At 44.6% G+C, this 22701-nt stretch carries 22 protein-coding genes; all 22 read left to right on the top strand.

Annotated elements, in window-relative coordinates; all coding sequences use genetic code 11:
• Window positions 1-58: 58 nt before the first annotated feature.
• The 22 genes from AC58UX_RS12555 to AC58UX_RS12450 all read left to right on the top strand — a co-directional run bounded on the left by AC58UX_RS12555 (window position 59) and on the right by AC58UX_RS12450 (window position 22616).
• On the top strand, window positions 59-1417 hold the full coding sequence (locus tag AC58UX_RS12555) for an extracellular solute-binding protein (protein ID WP_497253006.1): 1359 nt from the start codon (window positions 59-61) through the stop codon (window positions 1415-1417).
• Window positions 1418-1508: 91 nt separating this feature from the next.
• Window positions 1509-2390 carry a carbohydrate ABC transporter permease gene (locus AC58UX_RS12550; RefSeq protein ID WP_497253004.1) on the top strand — a complete coding sequence of 294 codons (882 nt, stop codon included), beginning with the start codon at window positions 1509-1511 and terminating at the stop codon, window positions 2388-2390.
• 30 nt (window positions 2391-2420) lie between these two features.
• Window positions 2421-3302 (top strand): carbohydrate ABC transporter permease, encoded by an 882-nt coding sequence (locus tag AC58UX_RS12545; protein ID WP_497253002.1) that lies wholly within the window; start codon window positions 2421-2423, stop codon window positions 3300-3302.
• A gap of 138 nt (window positions 3303-3440) precedes the next feature.
• A complete protein-coding gene (locus tag AC58UX_RS12540) occupies window positions 3441-4094 on the top strand; it encodes a response regulator transcription factor (protein ID WP_497253000.1) in 654 nt (217 codons plus the stop codon).
• Between the two features lie 2 nt (window positions 4095-4096).
• Window positions 4097-5494: a sensor histidine kinase gene (locus AC58UX_RS12535; protein ID WP_497252998.1), complete on the top strand. Its 1398-nt coding sequence runs from the start codon at window positions 4097-4099 to the stop codon at window positions 5492-5494.
• Between the two features lie 69 nt (window positions 5495-5563).
• A complete protein-coding gene (locus AC58UX_RS12530; RefSeq protein ID WP_497252995.1) occupies window positions 5564-6046 on the top strand; it encodes a hypothetical protein in 483 nt (160 codons plus the stop codon).
• 130 nt (window positions 6047-6176) lie between these two features.
• Window positions 6177-6869 (top strand): response regulator, encoded by a 693-nt coding sequence (locus AC58UX_RS12525; protein ID WP_497252993.1) that lies wholly within the window; start codon window positions 6177-6179, stop codon window positions 6867-6869.
• Window positions 6870-7050: 181 nt separating this feature from the next.
• Entirely contained in the window at window positions 7051-7872 is an 822-nt protein-coding gene (locus AC58UX_RS12520; RefSeq protein ID WP_497252991.1) for a sensor histidine kinase, read from the top strand.
• 84 nt (window positions 7873-7956) lie between these two features.
• A complete protein-coding gene (locus AC58UX_RS12515; protein WP_497253652.1) occupies window positions 7957-8712 on the top strand; it encodes an ABC transporter ATP-binding protein in 756 nt (251 codons plus the stop codon).
• Window positions 8702-10561: an FtsX-like permease family protein gene (locus AC58UX_RS12510; RefSeq protein ID WP_497252989.1), complete on the top strand. Its 1860-nt coding sequence runs from the start codon at window positions 8702-8704 to the stop codon at window positions 10559-10561. The genes AC58UX_RS12515 and AC58UX_RS12510 overlap by 11 nt, the downstream gene beginning before the upstream one ends.
• 178 nt (window positions 10562-10739) lie before the next feature.
• The gene (locus tag AC58UX_RS12505) at window positions 10740-11012 is read left to right on the top strand and encodes a hypothetical protein (protein WP_497252987.1); all 273 of its coding nucleotides are present in this window, start codon (window positions 10740-10742) and stop codon (window positions 11010-11012) included.
• A 74-nt stretch (window positions 11013-11086) separates the two neighbouring features.
• The gene (locus tag AC58UX_RS12500) at window positions 11087-11494 is read left to right on the top strand and encodes an EamA family transporter (RefSeq protein ID WP_497252985.1); all 408 of its coding nucleotides are present in this window, start codon (window positions 11087-11089) and stop codon (window positions 11492-11494) included.
• Window positions 11495-11732: 238 nt separating this feature from the next.
• On the top strand, window positions 11733-12599 hold the full coding sequence (locus tag AC58UX_RS12495) for a MurR/RpiR family transcriptional regulator (RefSeq protein WP_497252983.1): 867 nt from the start codon (window positions 11733-11735) through the stop codon (window positions 12597-12599).
• Between the two features lie 189 nt (window positions 12600-12788).
• On the top strand, window positions 12789-13703 hold the full coding sequence (gene murQ, locus AC58UX_RS12490) for an N-acetylmuramic acid 6-phosphate etherase (RefSeq protein WP_497252981.1): 915 nt from the start codon (window positions 12789-12791) through the stop codon (window positions 13701-13703).
• A gap of 70 nt (window positions 13704-13773) precedes the next feature.
• Window positions 13774-15210 (top strand): ABC transporter substrate-binding protein, encoded by a 1437-nt coding sequence (locus AC58UX_RS12485; protein WP_497252979.1) that lies wholly within the window; start codon window positions 13774-13776, stop codon window positions 15208-15210.
• Window positions 15211-15306: 96 nt separating this feature from the next.
• Window positions 15307-16212 (top strand): carbohydrate ABC transporter permease, encoded by a 906-nt coding sequence (locus AC58UX_RS12480; RefSeq protein ID WP_497252976.1) that lies wholly within the window; start codon window positions 15307-15309, stop codon window positions 16210-16212.
• Between the two features lie 17 nt (window positions 16213-16229).
• Window positions 16230-17090 carry a carbohydrate ABC transporter permease gene (locus AC58UX_RS12475; RefSeq protein ID WP_497252974.1) on the top strand — a complete coding sequence of 287 codons (861 nt, stop codon included), beginning with the start codon at window positions 16230-16232 and terminating at the stop codon, window positions 17088-17090.
• Window positions 17091-17125: 35 nt separating this feature from the next.
• Complete coding sequence (locus AC58UX_RS12470) at window positions 17126-18097, top strand: GNAT family N-acetyltransferase (RefSeq protein WP_497252972.1); 972 nt, start codon at window positions 17126-17128, stop codon at window positions 18095-18097.
• Window positions 18094-18798 (top strand): PIG-L deacetylase family protein, encoded by a 705-nt coding sequence (locus AC58UX_RS12465; protein ID WP_497252970.1) that lies wholly within the window; start codon window positions 18094-18096, stop codon window positions 18796-18798. The genes AC58UX_RS12470 and AC58UX_RS12465 overlap by 4 nt, the downstream gene beginning before the upstream one ends.
• 86 nt (window positions 18799-18884) lie before the next feature.
• Window positions 18885-20024, top strand: a complete 1140-nt coding sequence (locus AC58UX_RS12460; protein ID WP_497252968.1) for an exo-beta-N-acetylmuramidase NamZ family protein — start codon at window positions 18885-18887, stop codon at window positions 20022-20024.
• Window positions 20025-20050: 26 nt separating this feature from the next.
• Window positions 20051-20965, top strand: coding sequence for an N-acetylglucosamine kinase (locus tag AC58UX_RS12455; protein WP_497253650.1), 915 nt, complete (start codon window positions 20051-20053; stop codon window positions 20963-20965).
• A gap of 28 nt (window positions 20966-20993) precedes the next feature.
• Window positions 20994-22616 carry a glycoside hydrolase family 3 protein gene (locus AC58UX_RS12450; RefSeq protein ID WP_497252966.1) on the top strand — a complete coding sequence of 541 codons (1623 nt, stop codon included), beginning with the start codon at window positions 20994-20996 and terminating at the stop codon, window positions 22614-22616.
• Window positions 22617-22701: the final 85 nt, after the last annotated feature.

Genomic DNA, 22701 nt, shown 5'->3' with positions numbered 1-22701 from the left:
ATGAAAGCGCTACAATAAAACACGTAGCACACACAAATGATTTGAGGGGGAAACAAAAATGGTAAGAAAAACGCTTACATGGTCACTCACAACGATGCTTGGTTTATCCATGGTACTGACGGGCTGCGGTAGCTCCACAGATAATGCAAGTCAAACGACAGCACCGAAAGAATCAGCGAAAGCAACAGAAGCAGCAAGTGCTCAACCGGCTAAAAAAGTGACGATTAAAATGATGCACCTCTGGCCGACTGGAAACTCGGCAACTCAAAATAAAATTGTAAACGATATCATCAAAGAGTACCAAGCGGCGAATCCGAATGTCACGATTGAACAAGAAGTGCTCGAGAATGAACAATATAAGAATAAAATGAAAGTACTTTCTACTTCCAACGCGCTTCCAGACGTAGGCTTTACATGGGCAGCAGGTTATATGGATCCTTATGTAAAAGGCGACATGTTTGCTCCGCTGGATGACTTGCTGCAAGGCGATTTGAAAGACAAGTTCGTTAAGGGCACCACAGATGCTTACGCATTCGGCGGCAAAACGTACGGACTTCCAGTTGAATTGAACATCGTACCGGTGTACTACAATAAAGCTATTTTCGCTAAGCATAACCTAACACCGCCTAAGACGTATGATGAGTTCAAAAACATCGTCAAAACACTTAGCTCAAACGGTGTAGCTCCGATCGCACTTGGTAACAAAGACCGTTGGACGGGTTCCCTCTGGTACATGTACCTAGCTGACCGTATCGGCGGACCAGAAACATTGAAAAAAGCGATTGACCGCTCAGGCTCCTTCAACGATCCTGGCTTGGTTCGCGCAGCTTCAGAAATTTCCCAGCTTGTGGACATGAACGCGTTCAACAAAGGCTTTAACGGACTTGGCAACGACGAAGGTAAAGCAGAGTTCATGAACAGCAAAGCAGCGATGTACATGATGGGAACATGGGAATTACCGAACTACACAACGAACAAAGATGTTCCACAAGCGTTCAAAGATCAAATCGGCTTCTTTAAATTCCCAACCGTTGATGGCGGGAAAGGCAACATGGACAGCTGGGTTGGCGGACCAGGCGTAGGCTTGTTCGTAGCTAACAACTCTAAAGTAAAAGAAGAGTCCAAGAAATTCGTTAGCTTCTTCGTATCCAAGTGGGGCGAGCACGCGATTTCTGAAGCAGGCGTAATTCCAGCTACGAAAGTAGACACATCCAAAGTGAAGCTGCCGCAAATGTACATCGACCTATTGAATGAACTGAATAAAGCGAGCAACATTACACTGTTCGCAGATGTTCAAATGAAGCCTGCATCCGCAGAAGTTCACTTGAATATGATTCAAGCTTTGTTTGGTAAGGCTGTGACACCGGAAGCTTTTGCGAAAAATCATGAGGATGCTTTGGCGAAGGAAGCCAAGTAACCTAACGAATACGAACGATACGGGAAAGGACATATCCCTGCAAAGCGGTATGTCCTTTGCTTTACCGGTTTCAGAAAGGGAGTGCCTACTTATGGATAAAGTCATGTCTAACAAAACCATGATTGCAATCTACGTGATTCCCTCGTTATTTCTGCTGTTAGCACTGATCTACATGCCAATCGTGATGACAGGCTATTACGGATTAATGAAATGGGATGGCGTAGGCAAAATGAGTTTCATCGGTTTGCATAATTACGCAGAACTGCTTAAGGATAAATTATTCTGGGGAAGCGCGAAGCACTCGTTTTTGCTGGCGATCTTCTCGACGATTTCCCTGCTCGGTTACTTACTAGTCGCATTAGTGCTATCCGCAAACATCCGCGGTGCTAATTTTTTTCGCAAAATCTACTTAATTCCTATGCTGCTTTCTTCTGTCGCTATTGCGCAACTATGGTTGAAAATATTCCACCCAACGAACGGGGTATTGAATTCTATCCTAACGTCGCTGGGGGTCACGCATACACCGGAATGGCTGTCCAATCCATCCATTGTTTTATACGCGATTTTTATGCCGATCTTATGGCAGTACGCCGGATTTTATATTTTAATTTATTATGCCGCTTTGAAAAATGTCCCGTCCTCACTCATTGAAGCTGCGCGTATCGATGGTGCAAGCCCATGGCGCATTGCCCTATCCATTCGCGTACCGTTAATTGCCGAAGTGATGAAGGTAACGGTCGTACTCGCAGTAGTAGGATCTCTGAAATATTTTGACCTCATCTATGTCATGACAGGCGGCGGACCTAACGGATCCAGTGAGGTTATGGCTTCCTACATGTACCGCAAAGCGTTCAAAGGCTACGATTTCGGCTATGCCAGCGCTATTGGCTTCTTCCTGCTCTTGATATGCCTCGTTGTTACGTGGTTAATCCGTAAAGCGACGGCTGCTAAAGATGATATCCAATACTCGTAATATTCGTTATGAAAGGAGACTCCAATTCTGATGCAAATAGAAACCACCCGTGGTCAGACACAAGGGCTAACACCGCGCAGCAAGCTGCTTGGACAAGTCGGATATGGCGTATTGTATGTCGTGTTATCGATAGTCGCTGTGATTCAGATTTTCCCTCTTTTGTGGCTGATGCTATTTTCTTTGAAAAATAATGAAGAGATTTTCAATCTTGCTCCAATGGCATTTCCCGAACGACTGCGTTGGGAGAATTACGAGAAAGTTTGGACGCAAGGCCATATTAACAGCTACTTTTTTAACAGCGTCTGGATGACGTTAGTGTCGGTTGGGGTGACAGTGCTGCTAGCTAGCTTGGTGACGTTTGCATTGACACGGATGAGATGGAAGCTGCAATCGTTCGTGCTGGGATTGTTTATGGTTGGGCTGATGATTCCTGTCCACTCCACGCTCATCCCGTTGTTTAGTCTCTTTACGAAAATGGAGCTAACGAACCATCCGCTGTCGATCATTTTGTCTTACATTGCGTTTAATCTCCCGATTACGATCATGATTATGCTCGGCTTCTATTACACGCTGCCGCGTGAAGTAGAGGAAGCAGCGGTGATGGACGGCTGCTCAGTGAACCGCATCTTCTTCAGCATCACGCTGCCGATGACGGCATCTGTGTTGTCTACTGCGGTTATCATCAACATGATTTATAACTGGAATGAGTTTATTTTCGTGAATACGTTCATCTCGTCTGAAAAGTATAAGACTTTGACCGTTGGCGTACAGAATTTCGTTGGCCAATACACAACCGACTGGGGAGCGATTGGTGCGACCCTGATGATTAGTATTTTGCCTATTATGATCGCGTTCATCTTGCTGAGCAACCGTATCGTAGAAGGCATTGCGGCAGGTTCTGTAAAAGGATAAGCTTTGTTCGAGTTCGAAAGGTCCCCTTTATAGGGGATTTTTTGCGTTCAGTGAGGTAAGACTGTAGGATAAACATTTTACAACTCTATGATAACTTTCTACAACAGAATTGCTATCATGGTACCGAGGTGTATGCTTATGGCGAAAATACTGATTGTAGATGATGAGAAGGCAATTAACGATTTGATTGCAGTAAATTTAAAAATGGTCGGGCATACGTATGTCCAATTGTATAGTGGGGATCAAGTTCTAAAAACATTAAATGAGACGCCAATCGATTTAGTCATCCTGGACGTGATGCTGCCTGGCAGAGACGGTTTTGAAATCGTACAGGATATAGTGAAACGCAACGTACCGGTTATCTTTTTAACGGCAAGAAATGCGGTTTCTGATAAAGTGTATGGCTTGGAGATCGGAGCGGAAGATTATATCGTCAAGCCTTTTGAAGCAGTGGAACTCATCGCTCGTATCCATGTCATTTTAAGAAGAAACCAAAAGACCTCAAACGAATTTAGGTTGGATGACACGATCGTAGATTTGGAAAAGCATATGGTGACTGTTCATGGACAAGAAGTCGAAATAACCAATAAAGAATATCAATTATTAGATCTTCTCGTCCAAAATAAAAATATCGCGCTATCCCGTGAGAAAATTATTGAGCAAACATGGGGTTTTGACTTTTATGGAGATACAAGAACCGTTGACGTGCATATTCAGAAGCTGAGAAAGAAACTAAATTGGGAGACCCGGATCAAAACGGTTTATAAATATGGTTACAGGCTAGAGGTGTAGAGGTGAAGTTCTGGCAGAAAACGTATCTGTGTGTGTTGATTGTATTTCTGATTGCCTTCGACCTTGGAGCGTATGGACTTTTGAAAAAGAGTTATCAATTAAACGAACAGGTGGATATCTCAAGAGGTGTGAGCGTATACGGGAGCATCGAAAAATCCTTAAGCTATATCCTCCGCGTATATACGGAACGTACTGGCAACACCAACTTTCAAACGGTCATTGCTAGTTTTGCAGCCAATTATTATAAAGAGGATATCCTGCTAGAGGTGTACCAAGCAGATCAATTGATCTTTTCCAATGCCTATCAGTTTATAGGAGATCGGCCAGAACTGCATGAGGATCCATACAAAACCGTATATAGGCAGATGAATGGTGAGTTATGGTTGTTTATCGGCGGAAAAATGGAATTCCAGGATTTAAGACTCGTTATCTCAAGAAATTCTGATTATTTACAGGAATATTATGCTACCTTGCGGCAGTATTTCGTTACATTGAGTGTCGTGATTTCTTTGATTTTATCGGCAGCGCTTATTTTTCTATTATTTCAATTAACGGCACCTATTCGCAGGTTAAACAAGGGTGTAAGGGCAATTGCTGCAGGAGCGTATGATCGAAGAGTGAAAGTAAGTGGGAACGACGAGTTTGGGGAATTAGCACAAGATTTTAACAAGATGGCTGATGCGGTTTCCAATCATATTAAAACGATCAAAAAGGCGAGTGAAGACAAAGAAGTATTCATCAATAACCTCACGCATGAACTTAAAACACCTATTACGGCTATTAAGGGATATAGCGAGTTTTTAAATCATGCCAATTATAATGAGGATGAAAAGAAAATGGCGGTCCGATACATTCAAGAGCATATTACGCGGCTGAACGTCCTCTCAGAAAAAATGATGCAATTATTATATTTAAAGAGTGAAGAGGTTGCCTTTGAGCCTGTTCATATTGAGAATCTGTTTTCATATGTGGTAAATATGGAGCGGCATCATCTTGAGGCGAAGCAAATGACGATAAGAATGGATTGCTCGGCCGACGAAGTTTATGGAGATCAAGAGCTATTACAATCCATGTTCATTAATCTAGTAGAAAACAGTATAAAAGCTTCCTCGTTCGGTGGAGAGATCCAATTGAGAAGCTACCATTCTGACGAAGGTGTTGTACTTGAAGTGTTGGATTATGGAAGAGGCATACCTGAGAAGGATATTGCGAAAATTACAGAAGCGTTTTATGTAGTGGACCGATCCCGTTCAAAAGAATTGGGTGGGATTGGGCTTGGCTTGTCCATCTGCAATCAGATTGCCCAGCTCCATCATGCAACCGTACAAATTGATTCAAAAGAAGATGAATATACAAGGGTCTCTGTTTATTTTACAACTCCATTACAACTTGAAAATTAGTTCATAACGCGCCCCCAGTATACTTGGTTTGTAGTTACGAAACATCAAAAATATTGGAGGTAATGAAAGATGAGAAGAAAGATTACTACAGCAGTAATGACTTTAGGAGTAGCAACCGCTTTGATTGCAGGAAACGGTGCTATGTCGGCTTATGCTTCTTCCACTACGGATGCTCAAAGTGTGAAGGTCATCGGCAAATATCAGCAACCCGCAATTGCGCAACTCGAAAATGCTACGGTGAGCTTAAAGGAAGCGGTTGTGACTGCGGAGAAGGCGATTCAAGAGAAATTTCAGGTGCCATTAAACGGATTTAAAATTTCCTATGATTTGGGTACTAGAGTAGATATGGAAGGCACGTTCTATTTTGTAACCTACTCAAATTCAGAAATGGATAACCTCTCCGACGAAGAAATCATCGAAGCGAAGCGGAAAGTAAAGGCAGGTCAAGATCACGGTTATAAGAGCGAAATTTACATCGCATTTATAAATGCCAACACCGGGGAAGTCGTTTCGGTTGAGAAAAATCCAACGGCACCAAAAGGAGCTAACTAAAAATATGGAACCTCGGGTCGTATACGTATACGACTCGAGGTTTTTTTATTTATAGACAGCAAAGATTGTCTGTCATAATTTAGAAGAAGAATGAACATAACTAAAGAATACTTTGGAGGTAGCGCTCGTTATGAAATATGCGATTTATATTATTGAAGATGATGTATCCATCAGTCGTCTGCTTAAAGAACATATTGAAAAATATGGACTTACAGCCACAGTTTCAGAAAATTTTGAAAGCATATTGGAAGAGTTTCATATTCTCAAACCTCATCTTGTGTTGCTTGATGTGAATTTACCTAGGTTTGACGGGTTTTATTGGTGTAGGAAGATAAGAGAAACGTCTAAGGTTCCTATCCTATTTATTTCTGCAAGAGAGAGCGGGATCGATCAAGTGAGGGCTCTTGAGAACGGGGCAGATGATTATATTACAAAACCATTTTCCTATGAGGTCGTGATGGCTAAAATTAATAGTCATATCAGACGGGTATTCGGGGATTATGCCAATGCGATAGGCGAACGGGTGGTCGAATTAGATGGCTTAAAATTATACCCGGAACGATTAGATTTGGAGTTTCAGAGTAAGACGGCTATTTTGACTAAAAAAGAAGCCATTTTGCTCGAAAGTCTGATCCAGACTTATCCTAAGGTGGTTAACCGCAACTATCTCCTGGAACAAATGTGGGATCACTCTGATTTTGTTGAAGAAAACACGCTCAACGTAAATGTCACCAGGTTAAGAAAGAAGCTGCGAGACCTTGCTATCGAGGATGGCATCGAAACGATTAGAGGCATGGGCTACAAATTAAACAAGAGCTGGTAGGCGGTGATAGCAGATGAGTTTATTTTTAAAGGAACACAAGAGTTACATCGTTCTTTATTATTTTTCTGTGCTTTTAACGACTTTTTACTGTGTCCTTGCGAGTGATTTTCTATATTCAGATGTGTTATATGCGCTCTTATTCAATTCTTTTATTTTGCTAGTTTTTTTAGGATGGAAATACGTGAAGGCGAAGGATATCTATGTATTACTGAAAGGAAGCTTCAATGCCATCGAGGCAACCTCCTTGGATCAAGGCGATTCCTTCTGGGGTCGCCATATCTCTGCTCTATTAAAGCAGCAATACCGATTATACGAAAGAAACATGCAGCAAATTAACAACCGCCATCAAGAGCATTTAACCTTTATTAATCAATGGGTGCATCAAATGAAAACGCCGCTTTCGGTCATCCGGCTACAGCTTGAAGCCCACGCAGGCGAACCGTATGCACACGGTATGGGCGAAGAGGTTTTTAAAATGGAGAAAGGCTTGAATATGGCCTTGTATTATGCGCGGATTGATGCTTTTGAAAGAGACTTTGTGATTGAAAGGACACACTTAAAGCCGTTAATTTTGGACAGCATCAGCCAAGAGAAAAAATTGTTTATTAAAAATAAGATGCTGCCTAAAGCAGACGTGGACGACTCGATTGAGGTTTACACTGATGTAAAATGGCTTAAATTTGTCATCGAGCAATTGATCACAAACGGGATCAAATATTCCAAAGGAAAAGGCAAATATGTAACGATCTCCGCCTATAGAACAGAAGAGCATGCAGTGCTAGAAGTCGTTGATGAGGGCATTGGCATTCATCCTAAAGATATTAGAAGAGTCTTTCAACCTTTCTTTACGGGTGAAAACGGAAGGATTTTAGGAGAATCTACGGGGATGGGTCTGTATCTCGCGAAAAAGATATGCGACAACTTGCATCATCAGATTGATATTCAATCGGAAGTGAACCGGGGTACAACAGTCCGCATTCTGTTTGACCTTACATCAATGTAAGATTCGAGTAAGAAAGATGAATCGCTCAAAGGGAGGTGAGCAAGTAATATGATTGATGTAAACCAAACAAAAAGGAGTCGTTGAATAGCCATGTTAACGATCAATCATATGAGTAAAACCTATGGTAAAGAAGTGATGTATCATGCTTTAAAGCAAATAAGCTTTTCTGTTGAACCCGGCGAATTTGTTGGCGTAATGGGACCCTCGGGCAGCGGCAAGACAACGTTGTTAAATATGATCTCAACAGTCGATCAACCTACAACAGGTGATATTCTGATTAATGGGCTCAACCCGTTACAGTTGGCGGGAGATCAACTAGCCCTCTTTAGACGAAGGGAGCTTGGTTTTGTCTTTCAAGACTTTAATTTGCTCGATACGTTAACGATTAGCGAAAATGTCGTGCTGCCCCTTACTTTGGATGGGGTCTCGGTGACAGAGCAGGACCGAAGACTACACAGTATCGCTACAACGTTGCGCATAGAGCATCTGCTGGACAAAAGAACTTACGAAATTTCTGGTGGCGAAGCTCAAAGAACCGCTATTGCCAGAGCTATCATTCATAATCCCTTACTGCTTTTGGCAGATGAACCAACCGGAAATTTGGACTCCAAAGCTGCAAGAACCGTCATGGAACTATTTGACAAGATCAATAAAGAGCATAAGCTGACCACTATGATGGTGACACATGATCCTGTGGCAGCCAGTTACTGCAACCGCATCTTATTTATTAAAGACGGAGCCATCTATAATGAAATCCATAACGGGGGCAGCAGGCAGCAATTCTATCAACAAATCGTCGATGTACTTTCGCTTTTAGGAGGTGCGGATTATGGAATTTAAGCAGTTTGCATTTAGAAATGTATGGCGCAACGCCAAGGCCTATTTTGCCTACTTCCTAAGTACATTTATATCCGTTACCTTATTTTTCTCTCTGACGATGTTTATTCTTCACCCGGATAAAGGAACATTCAAGTCCTATATTAAGGTTTCCCTTTTGGGCGCTGAAATAATTGCTTATTTATTTTTGTTTTTCTTTGTGTTTTACTCCATTAGCGTCTTATTAAAAAAGAGGTATAAGGAATTCGGCATCTTATACATGCTCGGCATATCAAGGAAACAGCTTCTCAGAATGATCACCATTGAAAATATGGTCATTAGTGTCGCGGCAACCATCGGAGGCATCGTTACGGGCCTAGTGTTCTCTAAACTATTTTTGATTATGATCGAGAAGTTGCTGAGGCTTTCTTCATTGCCATTCTATTTCCCTACAAAAGCGATACTGATTACACTTGTATCCTTCTTGCTGCTTGGGTTGTTCGTCTCTTTATTCACTTCATGGATCGTAAAGGGAAAAGAAATCTTACGTTTGCTGAAAGCAACGAAGGCTCCTAAGCGCGCGCCTAAATTTTCGCCATTTATTGCGGTCGGTGGCTTCCTTCTATTAACTGCCGCATATGTTTTATCATTTGTTACAATAAAAGGGAATCTAGTGATCTATATTTTAATCATTATAGGCATGGTCGTTATTGCCACTTATTTGTTATTTTCGCAGTTGAGCGTTTTTGCGATCGCATTGTTAAAGAAGAACAGGTTCTATTATTTAAAAAATACCAATCTGATCTGGGTATCCAATATGTTCTATCGAATACGAGACAATGCCAGCATGTTTTTCATCATTACCATCACATCAACAGCTGCTGTCATATTAAGTGGTTCCTCCTATGCCTTTTGGACGAATACCTTAAACAATATAGAAGAGCGATATCCGCTGGCTTTTACTTATCAAACTTTCGGTGTAAATCCTTCTGCTGCTGAGGAGATCCGGTTTATTGAAGATAAGTTAAAGAAACATCAATTTCCATATGAAAAAATAGTTATCGACATTAAATATCTGATCCAAGAGGATGAGTCTGCTGTACCTGTCATAAAAGCAAGTGTTTATAATCAATTCGCTAAACAATTAAACTTGAAAAACGTGTCTATTCTTGATCGAGAAGCGATACAAATCGTACCCCCAGAGGAACACGACGTCACAAATCGTCTAACGATTGAAGGGAATAGCATCGAAATAAAAGAAGAAATACGCGCGAAGTTATTACAGGATCAATTTAATACTATATTTGTTGTTCCGGATCAGCTATTTGATCGCATTAAAGTCACAGAGGAGACCCAGCCTCAGTATGCATTCCAAGTCAAGGATTGGGCGGGCACGCATGTCGTCTATGACGAATATGAGAAGATATATGGAGAAAATTTGACTTCACTACTTTTGTCCAAATCACATATTTATGAAACTGAAAAAAGAGCATATGGCACAATTATGTTCTTATCGATATTCTTGGGCATCATCTTCTTCGTTGCTTCTGGAAGCTTCATTTACAACAAATTTTATATGGATCAGGAATCCGATAAACAAAAATATAAACAATTGCACAAAATCGGTGTAACGTTTAAAGAAATGAAAAAGGTTGTCTCGATCGAAATTGGGGTATTGTTCTTATTACCGTACATCGTGGCCACCGTTCATTCAGCTGTTGCATTCGCAGCGTTGCAAAGGTTATTTCAACTAGAAGTCGGTATTGCGGCGGTTACCATCATAGGCATCTTCTTGCTTCTTCAGTTTATTTATTTTTTGTGGATTCGAAGGAACTATTTGAATGTGATTAAAAAGTATTTGAGTTTTAACTAAGCAGCCGAGAGTAGCTTCCTAGCGCACAAGAATTGTGCGCAAGGGACTACATTGCTAGCCCATTGTTCACAGACGCTGCGCCAAGCCTATGCTACAATGAAACAATGTTATTAACCAACGGACAAAATTTTATGGTTCATAGAATTGTGTTACTTGTATGTGAAATGAGGTTTTTGCGATGAAAAAAGGGCTTGGTTATGCCATTATTGCGTATATTGCTTGGGGCTTGCTGCCTGTGTATTGGAAGCTTTTCGGCTCGTTGATGGCGGGGGAAATCTTATCGCACCGCGTGATCTGGTCATTCGTCTTTATGCTAATTCTGATATTCCTGGGAAAAGGGCAAGCCAAAACGCTCTGGAGCATGCTCACCAATCCGAGAACGATGCTCGTTGTAGGTGCAAGTTCTGTGCTGATTAGCGCGAACTGGCTAATCTTTATGTCGGTGTCTTAATCGCCACCATCGATTACGGCCGAGTCCCATGGGTTTCACTTTCCCTGGCAGCGACATTCGGCTTGTACAGCCTCGTGAAGAAGAGAGCCTCCTACGACGCGTCCATCGGACTCGCTGGAGAAACAGCGGTCGTCTTCCCGCTGGCGATCGGGTACATTGTCTACCTCTACGCGTCGCATCAGTCCACGGTGGATACACTGTCGACACTGCACTTCGTGCTGCTGCTGCTTTCGGGTGCTGCGACTGCGATGCCCCTGATCTGGTTCGCCAAAGCTGCCTCCCGACTGCCGCTGTCAACGCTGGGCTTCATCCAGTACATCGGACCTTCGATTCAGCTGCTGCTGAGCATCTTTGTCTTTAAAGAGGCGTTCTCGCCTGTGCTGTTCATCAGCTTCGCGTTCATCTGGAGCGCGCTAGTGGTCTATGCGCTGGCATCGATTAAAGTGGCGCGACTGGCCAAACAGGATGTATCGCTTACGTAAATATATGCTAATAAAACTGCCCCCCGACCTCCAAAGTTGGGGGTTTCTTGTTGACCACGTATAGTTCCCGTATTTATTGGAAATAAATTTCACTATACGCTGTAGTTTTCGAAATAAAATTTCTTTGAACCGACATAATTTCACAATTCTTTTGCACGCATGTCTTGTTTTTTCGCCCAATAATACGTATGATGATAGTGATTTCACACAGATAATCTATGGTGAGTAGGGAACCTATATGGCAATAAATGATAATATTTTAATCAAAATCCGCGATATGAAAGACAGCCTCACGCCAGTAGAGAAGCTAGTGGCTGAGTATATTTTAGACAATGTAGACGAGATTCCACATCTATCTATTAAAAGTCTTGCCGGGCTAACCAAGACGAGTGATGCATCCGTACTTCGTTTTTGCAAAACGATGGGGTATAAGGGCTATCGCAACTTTATCGTGAGCATTTCCGCCTCGCTGGGGTCAATGGATGAGGAGCAGAAAGATCAATATACCGATATTCAACCTGGTGATGATCTCAACACGATTATTTCCAACATCTCACATAATAACAGCAAATCCATAGAAGACACGCTTAGTGTCATTGATCGAAATGAAGTTGCCCGCGCGGTGAAAGTGTTAGTCGAATGCAATCGGATCGTATTCTTCGGGATCGGTGCTTCCGGCTTGGTGGGCATGGACGCAGAACAGAAATTCTCACGCATCAACAAGATGTGTCACACATATACAGACGGGCATAGCCAAATGACAGCAGCCACGCTGCTAGGCAAAGGCGATGTGGCTATTTTCATTTCGAATTCCGGAAGCACCATTGAAATTATCGATACGATGGAAATTGCCAAGAAGAATGGCGCGACAATTGTTGCGATTACCAAGTATAATAAAAGCGTCTTAGCCGATAATGCACATATCGTACTCAGCATTTCGACACCAGAGGTGACGATTCGCAGCGGAGCTATGGGCTCGCGGATCGCGATGTTGACGGTGATAGATATGCTATTTGCCGGGGTAGCAAGCAGTGAATATAAGCATGTGAAGAAGTATTTGGCCAAAACACATGATATTATTGCCAGCAGCAAGCATAGAAAATAAGCATAAAGAACACACTAAACGATGTCACTTCAGACATCGTTTTTTTTTGTCGAAATTTAAGAAATAAAAAATCAGTATTTTATTTTACCATAAAATAAAATTTCAAAAACTATTGACCAAGGTGAAATTTTTCGTTAGTATTAGACCAGTAAAGAGTTTGTAAAGAGTAAAGCAGGCAGGAGGACGGCTATGGATGAGTATCTATCGGGTTTAACTACGGAAGAGATTAACGAGAAGACACAGACAATTGATGAATGTTCAACAGAACAAATGCTGCGCATGATGAACGAACAGGATGCCTTGGTTCCTGCAGCAGTCGGAGCCGAAATACCGCAGATTATGAAAGCGGTTGATATATTGCATCAGGTTCTTAAAAATGGTGGCAGAATGTTCTACGTAGGAGCCGGTTCTTCTGGCAGACTTGGTGTGCTTGATGCCTCCGAATGTCCTCCAACCTTTGGCATTGATCCAATGATCGTGCAAGGGCATATCGCCGGTGGCGATATCGCACTACGAACAGCAGTTGAAGGTTTTGAAGACAGCGCTGAGGAGGGGGTCGCTCTCATTGAACGATGCGGTGTGACAGATAAGGATGCAGTCATTGGAATTACAGCTAGTGGAAGTGCGCAATTCGTAATAGCTTGCTTGAAGAAAGCTAAAGAAATTGGCGCTGCGACGATTGGTGTTGTGAATAACAAAAATTCCAAACTAGATCCTGTCTGTGATGTATGTATCGCGCCAGTGGTTGGGCCGGAAGTAATTATGGGATCTACTCGCCTGAAGGCGGGGACAGCACAGAAGCTGGTTCTTAACATGCTGACTACCGGAACAATGGTGAAGCTTGGTAAGACGTATAACAATCTCATGGTTGACTTAAAGGCAAGTAATATCAAATTGTACGATCGCTCTGTTCGCATCATTCGGGTAGCGACTGGGGTGGATGAAGCCACAGCTACTGCCCATTTGGAAAAGGCATCTATGAACTGTAAGCTTGCCATTATGATGATTAAGACTGGTATGGAAGTAAAAGAAGCAGAAGAAGCATTGGAACAATGTGAAGGCAGTTTGAAAAGAGCAATACGTACCTTTGTAAAAGTTGTGTAATCATTAGTTAATAAATGAGGAGAGACTTGATCGATCATCAAGGATCCCTACACTAGGAGGTTTGTTTTTCATGAAAAGAAAAATGCCAATTTTAGCTTCCGTCTTCGCTTTAACAATGGCTCTAACCGCTTGTGGTGGTAACTCTGGTACGAAAGAAACAACTACACCAGCAGGCACTACAGCTCCAGCAGCTACTGCTAGCACTGCAAAAGACACCATCACTGCATTGCTTCCACCGGTTTCACCAAACTATCAAAAAACATTTGAACAATTGTCGAAAGACTTTACTGCTTTGTATCCAAACCTTACGTTGAAAATCGAACCAGCTAGCTGGGAAGATATGAAACAGAAGCTTGATACGCAAGTGAACGCAGGAAGCCCTCCAGATATCGCTTTCGGTGGATCCGGCACGATTCCTAAATATATTGAACAAGGCTTGGCGATGGACATTTCGGATGTAGCTACAGCTGAGATGACAGGCGATTACGATAAAACGGCATTGGATTACATGAAGAGCGGTAAAGGTCTATACGGCTTCCCGGCTTACATGGAAGTTCATGCACTAGGCGGTAACAAAGAGTTCTTAGAGAAAGCAGGCATCGATTGGAAAAAAGTACAGACAAGTGGCTGGACTTACGATCAATTCCGTGAAGCGATCAAAAAAGGCGTAGTTACTGAAAACGGTAAAACGCGTTACGGCTTTACTTTCGCAGTAAAAGGCGTTGCAGCGGTTGACTACTTGGGTATTATGGCTAAAAACGCTGGTATGCCTTACGCATTCACATCAGACATGAAATATGCGTACACAAGCAAAAACTACCTTGGTTTGCTGAAAGATCTTCGTCAACTGATCGATGACGGTTCCATGCCGAAAGAGCTTAGCTCCGTAGACGCAGGTAAACGTTGGAGCATGTTCTTGACGGGTCAAACGATGATCACAGGTAAAGGTCTTGCTGTATTTGAAAACTCCGCTAAGGCTAACAATGCTAAGCTTAAAGCGAATGACGCAAGTGCTGTAAAAGACAGTATTCCTGTTGACTACATCGTATTGCCTGCTCCAACGTTCCAAGGTGCGAAAGCTTCCGCGAACACGGTTGTTGATGGTTACATGACGTTCCGCGGCAAAAAAGAGCCGACTGCTGAGCATAAAGCAAACATTGTAAAAGCAGCTTACTTCTTGGCTAGCGGTAACGTTGCAGCTGCGACGAATAACGATTTGTTCGCTGCGCATATTACGAAAAGCGCTAAAAAAGCTGCTGAGAGCATGAAGATTGACAGAAATCCTGACAACATTGCAGCTGTAGATAACATGCTTAAAAATGCAACGCCAAACCGTACGGATATCCCGACAGATTTGGCTGCAAAAGCAATTAAATTAGAAACAGAAGTTATCGTTCCTAAATTCCAAGGTCTACTTGCAGGTGAAATTACACCTCAAGCTATGTACGATGCTGTGAAAGCGGCAGCAATCAAGGAGTTTGGCGAGAACGGAATTGCAAAAGACTAATATCATATCGTTATCTTCGGATAGGCGTGCAGCAGATTGCTGCGCGGCTATCCGAACTATTTTAAAGCGGAAGTTTCTGAAAGGGGGGTGACCCGTATGAATGATATTGCAAAACCGATAAAAAGAAAGAAGTTTCAAGGTGGAGATGCAATGTGGGGTTATGCATTCGTTGCCGTCTCATTAATCGTGTTTGCGTTGTTTCATGCATACCCGGTCGTTAGTGCTTTCATCATTAGTATGCAAAAATATAAGCCGCTCGGCTCAACTTACGTTGGCTTCGACAATTACGTAAATTCGTTGACGGATCCATTGTTTTGGAAAGCGATGCGCAATACAGTTGTGTATACCCTGTTAACGGTTCCTGTTAACTTGTTTCTTTCTTTCGTGCTTGCTATTTTGATTTTGCCGCTGAAGAAGAAAACGCAGTCTTTCTTTAAGGGTATTTATTACTTGCCGATGGTAGCTTCAGGTGTCGCCTTGGCGGTCGTATGGCTTTGGATTTTCGATCCGATGGATGGCGGAATTATGAACCAACTCATCGCACTCCTTGGTTTCGAGAATCAGAACTGGCTTGGCCAAAGTGCAACTGCTATGTTCTCCTTGGTTCTTATGTCTTGGCTATCCAGCCACGGCACAAGCATTATTATTTACTTAGCTGGTCTGCTAGGTATTGACGAAACGTATTACGAAGCAGCAGAACTTGATGGAGCAGGTTTCTTCTTGAAGCTGTGGCACATCGTTGTTCCTTGTCTTCGTCCAGCAACACTGTTCCTATTGGTGACAGGCGTCATCGGTTCATTCCAAGTATTCCAGAATGCATTCTTGATGACAGGCGGAGGACCGAATCATGCAACGACGATGGTTGGTTTGCTCATTTTTGATAATGCGTTCACGATATTCGATTTCGGTAAAGCAGCAGCACAATCTCTGCTACTGGCTGTCGTGATTGGCGTCATTGCATTTATTCAGTTTAAATACGCTGGTAAAGACGTCGAGTATTAGGAGAGGGAGGATAATAAATGGCATTGTATAGCACTCACGCAGGCAAGCCCAAAGTGAAAAAGATTCGAAATGCGATCATTTTTATCGCCCTTCTTCTATTTGCTGCGGCGACGGTATTTCCGATTTACTTTATGTTCATTTCATCGCTTAGTGATCCAGTTGCGGTCGGAGAGATCGAGTATTCGATCATTCCTAAAAAGTTTACGCTTGAGTCCTACAAATACTTTTTTGACTTTAACGAGAATTCCGTTCGTTGGCTGCTGAACTCACTTATTGTTGCAGTCACGGTAATGATTTCGAACGTTCTTTTTGCGAGTATGGCGGGCTACGCTTTCTCCAAAATTCAATTTAAAGGCAGAGGCTTCCTATTTGCTTTGCTGCTTGGTTCCATGATGATTCCAACTCAAGTGACGCTTGTGCCGCTATACATTTTGATGGTCAACGTGTTTGAATTGCAAAATACGTACAGCGCCTTAATTTTGCCGAGTTTAGTTACTGTGTTTAATATTTTCCTTGCTAAACAATTTATGGGCAGCATCCCGAACGAAATTTTGGAGTGCGCGAAAATTGAAGGCTGCAATCAGTTCCAGATTTATGGGAAAATCATTCTGCCTTTGTCCAAAACCGTTATGGCTGTTATGGCGATTCTGACGTTTATGGAGAGCTGGAATACGTTCTTCTGGCCGTTGCTTGTGACGAACTCCATGGAAATGCAAACGATCCAAGTCGGTCTCAAGAGCTTCCGATTTGCAAATACAACCATGATCGCGCCAATGATGGCAGGAGCTACAATCTCCGCATTGCCAATGTTTGTACTATTCTTTAGCCTACAAAGATACTTCTTGGAAGGCGTAACTGTAGGTGCGGTGAAGGGCTAAGCTTAGGCTTTGGTCAAAAGGAGGCTGCTTACGCCATGCTGATAACTTGGGACGATTCGTATCGACAGTCCGTCATCGCTTTATGGAATGAAGCCGCGGTGGCGGATGGTTATAAAGAACTTACGGAACAGAGCTTTGATCAAATCTTTGCGGGGAACCGTTACTGGGATCGGGAAAATACATTCCTTCTATTGTCAGAGGATAAGGTCATCGGTTTTGCCTGTGGATGTACAGGAGATGATCTGCCCCTTGGTGACGTGGCTGGCTATATCACATGCATCGTGTTAGCGAGCGGTTTTGAAACCGATGCTAATTATTTCATGCTATTAACTGCTTTGGAAAACCGTTTTAAACAGCTGGGGAAAAAGCAGGCAGACGTTCTCTTTTTCAACCCGATGCTGCTGCCATGGTACATTCCGAATACCGCGAAGCACGAGCATAACAATGCGCCAGGTGTGCCAGTGGATAGCAAGCTGTATGCGTTTTTGCTGAGGAATGGCTATGTGGAACGTGCGAAGCAATGTGCGATGTATCTTCATCTGTCAGGGTTTGCGATTCCGGATGAAATCCGAGCCAAAGAAGCGAAAGCTGCCGCCATTGGGTATACGGTCGAAATGTTCGACCCGAGTAAGAACGATGGTGTGGAAGACATGCTCAAGGGCTTCGGCAATCCGTTATGGCAAAAGGAAATCGGAGCAGCTGCAGCGAGTGGTGTACCTGTTGTTGTCGCTGCCTACCAAGGCAAGCCGATTGGTTTCGCAGGCCCGGTCATTCGGCAAGCGAATGGACGCGGCTATTTTGCCGGTATCGGTGTGCTTCCTGACCATGAGGGCCATGGATTGGGGAGCCTTCTTTTCTTCAAGCTATGTGAGGCTTTTCAAGCAATAGGGACCGAGTATATGTCACTCTATACGGGCATTTCGAATCCGGCGCTTCGGATTTATGAGCGTGCTGGCTTTCAAACCGTAAGACAATTTGCTGTCATGAGAAGGGAGTTTGCGTTATGAGCGAATCGAAAATGACCATTCTAGCTATCGGAGGTCACGTAGGAGATGCGGAATTAACGGCGGGCGGCGTTCTTGCTCACCATTCTCTGAAAGGTGATCGCATTGTTACTTTGGCGTTGACTGCGGGAGAGCGCGGCGTTCCTGCAGGACAAGACATGAAGGAATACCGTGTGCAAAAGGTGAATGAGGCAAGAACCTTCGCCGAAATGCTAGGCGGGGAATCTATCGTCTTTGACATTCCGGATGGTGAATTGCAGGATAACGAAGAAATGCGTTTTCGAGTTTGCGATGTTATTCGCGACGTGAAGCCGAACGTGATCATTACACATTTTAAGAACAGCATGCATAAAGATCATATGACGACCCACCGTATCGTGAACGATGCGCGCTTCTTCGCAGGCTTATCCTCGTTTGAGAGGGAGAAGCCAGCTCACTTTGCTGCGAAATTGTATTATGCCGAAAACTGGGAAGATGCTGTTGATTATCGCCCTTATGTCTATGTTGATTTCCCTAAAGAAGCGTTTGATTTATGGGTGAAGGCTGTCTCGACCCACTGGTTCGTGACTGGCAGCAAGTCTTTTCAATACTTGGAATATTACAAGCATCTGATGCGTGTTCGCGGCCTTGAAGCGAGAAAAGAATATGCGCAGACGTTCATGGTTCCAGAAGAAACGATGCGAATTCGCCAATCGGAATTATAATATTTTAAAGAATACCCCAATGACTGTAACGAGACATGAGCTTGTTGCAGTCATTTTAAAATCAAGGGGAGTTTCAGGAGGCAGCGATGATCTTAAATGGTATCGATTGTATAGATAAGTATGAGCACTTATTCGCAGGCAAACGGGTAGGGCTGATTACAGCACCTACAGGTTTAAATAAGGATTTTGTTTCGACGATTCAAATTCTTCATGAGAAGTTCAACCTAGTGGCGTTGTTCTCGCCAGAGCATGGTGTTCGCGGGGATCTCGCAGCAGGTGCGCTGGTCGACACCTATATGGATCCGATAACGGGTGTACCTGTCTATAGCTTGTATCGCAAAGATTCCAAACGTTTGACACAGGAAATGCTGGATGAGGTCGACATCATCGTCTACGATATCCAGGATGTAGGTGTGCGTTATTATACTTTCATTTATACGATGCTTTATGCTTTGGAAGATTGTGCGAAAGCGGGCAAAGAATTTGTTGTGCTGGACCGCATTAACCCACTCGATGGTGTAACGGTAGAAGGCAATGTGCTGAAAAGCGGGTTTGAATCCTTTGTCGGCAACTATTCACTTAGTGTCCGCTACGGATTGACGCCTGGAGAGGTCGCTATGATGGCGAACGATGAGAAACAATTGAACTGCAAGCTGCATGTTGTACGCTGTGAAGGTTGGGAACGAAACATGCTGTTCTCGGATACTGGACGTCCATGGATTATGCCTTCCATCGGCATTCCTCGATTTGAGACCGTGGTGCTGTATCCCGGCACATGTATCATTGAAGGGACGAACTTATCGGAAGGCAGAGGAACGACCGCTCCGTTTGAGATCGTCGGTGCTCCGTTCATCGATGCGCAGAAATTAGCGGATGAAATGAATGCGAAAAAGCTGCCTGGCGTCGTGTTCCGTCCTGTTTATTTTAAACCATCGTTCTCGAAATTTCAGGGAGAGCAATGCGCAGGGGTGCAAATTCATGTGCTCGATAATCGGGCGGTTCGACCGATCGATATTGGTGTTACATTGATGTATACGATTCAACAGAGATACGAACAGTTCTCCTTTTTACCACCGTTTAAAGAGGGCTCAAGACCGTTCATTGATTTGCTTGGCGGCGGCAGCCATTACCGTGAGACTCAGGTTGATATTCCGGCTATGTTGGAACAATTCCGTGAAGAGAGCCGTAAATTTGCTCGGAGAAAGCAGCCATATCATCTGTATTAGAGGCATTTGGAGGTGACGTTTTGACAATGAAAAAATATGCAGTGGGACTTGATGGCGGAGGAACCAAAACCGCAGTAACCATCGTAGATGAGAGCGGTCACGTTGTTCACACGTTTACATCAGGGGCCATTAACTATAATGGACAGGACGAGGCGAGTGTAGGGGCTAGCCTAGAGGAAATTTTTCGCACAATAGCAAGCGTATGCGGTGGCCTAATGTATTGCGCACAGGTGTGCATCGGTGCGGCTGGGGTTAGCAATCCAACGGTGAAGACCCGTTTGGAAGCGAGTGTTCGAGCAAGCGGGTATGAGGGCGCTTTGCTCATTACCGGCGATCAGGATACTGCGTTGTGCGGCGCGCATAACAAGGAGCTTGGCATCATTTTGATTGCAGGAACAGGCTCGATTTGTTATGGCAAAAATGAAGCTGGAGACATTTCGCGCGCTGGCGGTTACGGCTACCTGATCGACGATGAAGGCAGCGGCTACAGTATCGGCAGAGATCTGCTGTCCGCAGTCGTACGCGCTCATGATGGACGGATGCCGGAGACGGTCATTACGCAAATGGTGTTCGAGCAGCTAGGCATGACTTCGATTCCACAAATTATTGGGTTTGTCTATGATAAAACGACGAATAAAAAGGATATTGCCGCACTCGCTCCTATTTTAACCAAAGCTTGCGAGCTTGGTGATGAAGCGGCACTGGCCATTGTCGAGAAGAGTGCCCGTTCGTTGGTTGAGCTAGTTGTACCGGTAGCGGAACGATTGTCTATGCAGGAAGGAAGCCTGGCGATGACGGGAAGCGTGCTGTTAAAAAACAGTTTTGTGCAGTCAGCTTTTATCGATCTGTTGAAAGAACGTTATCCAGCGATGGACTGTATAACACCGAAGAGAGATGCTGCAAGCGGGGCCGCTCAAATGGCGCTTAATCGGATGCAGTGATTTTGTAATGAGGGAAGGTATATAGAATATGAAACAAATTCATGAAATGACGCAGCAGGAGAAAATCGGGCAGATGATCCTCTGCGGATTTGAAGGTATGGTGCCGTCTGAATCGCTGGAAGCACTCATAGCGGAGCAGCGCATTGGCGGTGTTATTTATTTTGCACGGAATGTCGAGAATACCAAGCAGGTTGCTGAGTTATCCGGCAGTCTACAAGCCATCGCGGAGCGTAACGGTACGTTGCCGCTTTGGATTTCCATTGACCAAGAAGGCGGTATGGTGGCCCGTATTACCGAAGGGGTTGCTCTCATGCCAGGGTCCATGGCGCTGGCTGCAGGAGATGCAGGTCCAGAAGGCGTGTACGAAGCGTCCCTGATTTCGGGGAAAGAGCTGCGCACGCTCGGTATTAATTTGAACTTTGCACCGGATCTGGATGTGAACAACAACCCAGATAATCCGGTTATTGGTGTGCGCTCATTTGGCGAATCGCCAGAGCTCGTCGCTCAATATGGGCGTGAGGCTGTAAGAGGTTTTCAAGATGCGAACGTTGTGGCAACGGCGAAGCATTTTCCTGGTCATGGGGACACAAATGTGGACTCCCATTTGGATTTGCCGACGATTACGCACGATGAAGAGCGGATTCGCACTGTGGAGTTGGTGCCATTTGTTGAGGCGATAAAAAATGGAGTCGATGCCATTATGTCGTCGCATATTTATTTCCCAGCTTTAGAATCGAGCAAGCTGCCGGTGACGTTGTCGAAGACTGTTTTGACGGGTCTTCTTAGAGAAGAACTTGGCTATGACGGCGTTATCATGACCGATTGCATGGAGATGCACGCGATCTCCGTGCACTACGGCACGGTTGCAGCGGCAGTCATGGCGGTCGAAGCAGGGGCTGATCTTGTGCTGATCAGCCATCGTCACGACCTTCAGGTCGGTGCTCTTGCAGCCATTGAGCAAGCTGTGCTCGAAGGGCGTATTACCGAAGCGCAAATCGATGCTTCGGTGGGACGATTGCTCGGTCTGAAAGCACGCCGCGGGGTAATTGCGGAGCGGCCGAGCGCGGGAGCTGCGGCTGAGGTTGGGACCGCGGCAAATTGCGCGGTAGCTCAACGCCTCAGCGAAGCGAGCATCACGCTCGTCAAGGACGAGCAGCAGCTGCTTCCGCTTCCGCGCGTGCGGACGCTGGCGGTCACCGTGGCCGCGGCGGTTTCGTCGGGCGTCGACGAAGCCTACGCTGGCGTCGCGAGTTTGGGGGCTGCGCTGGCCGAGCACGGCTTGGACGTGATCGATCGCGTGCTCCCGCTGGCGGAGGTGAGCCAGCGCCGCGAAGCTGTGCTTGCGGCTGCGCGCGACGCGGAGCAGATCGTCATCGGGACGTATAACGCCCGATTCCAACCTGCGCAGGTCGAGCTAGTGCGCGAGCTGCAAGCGCTCGGGAAGCCGCTGGTTGTCGTCGCGCTGCGCGTGCCGTATGACCTGCTGGAGTTCCCGGACGTAGCGACGTTCGTCGCGGCTTATGAAAGCCGACCGCTGGCGCTGAAGAGTGCAGCGCGTTGCCTTCTCGGCATGTTGACGCCGCAAGGTCGTCTGCCTGTGGCGCTAGGCGCGGACTATCCAGCGGGCTGGAGATGGGAGAGCGGGCAGTAAAGAAACTGTAAGTCGATTATTTCGAGTTACGTGAGCGCGACAAGGGTTTTTGGAGTGTGTAAGTCGATTATTTCGAGTTACGCGA

This window comes from Paenibacillus sp. J22P90 (assembly GCF_059692195.1).
This window is presented reverse-complemented; position numbering and strand designations above follow the sequence as displayed.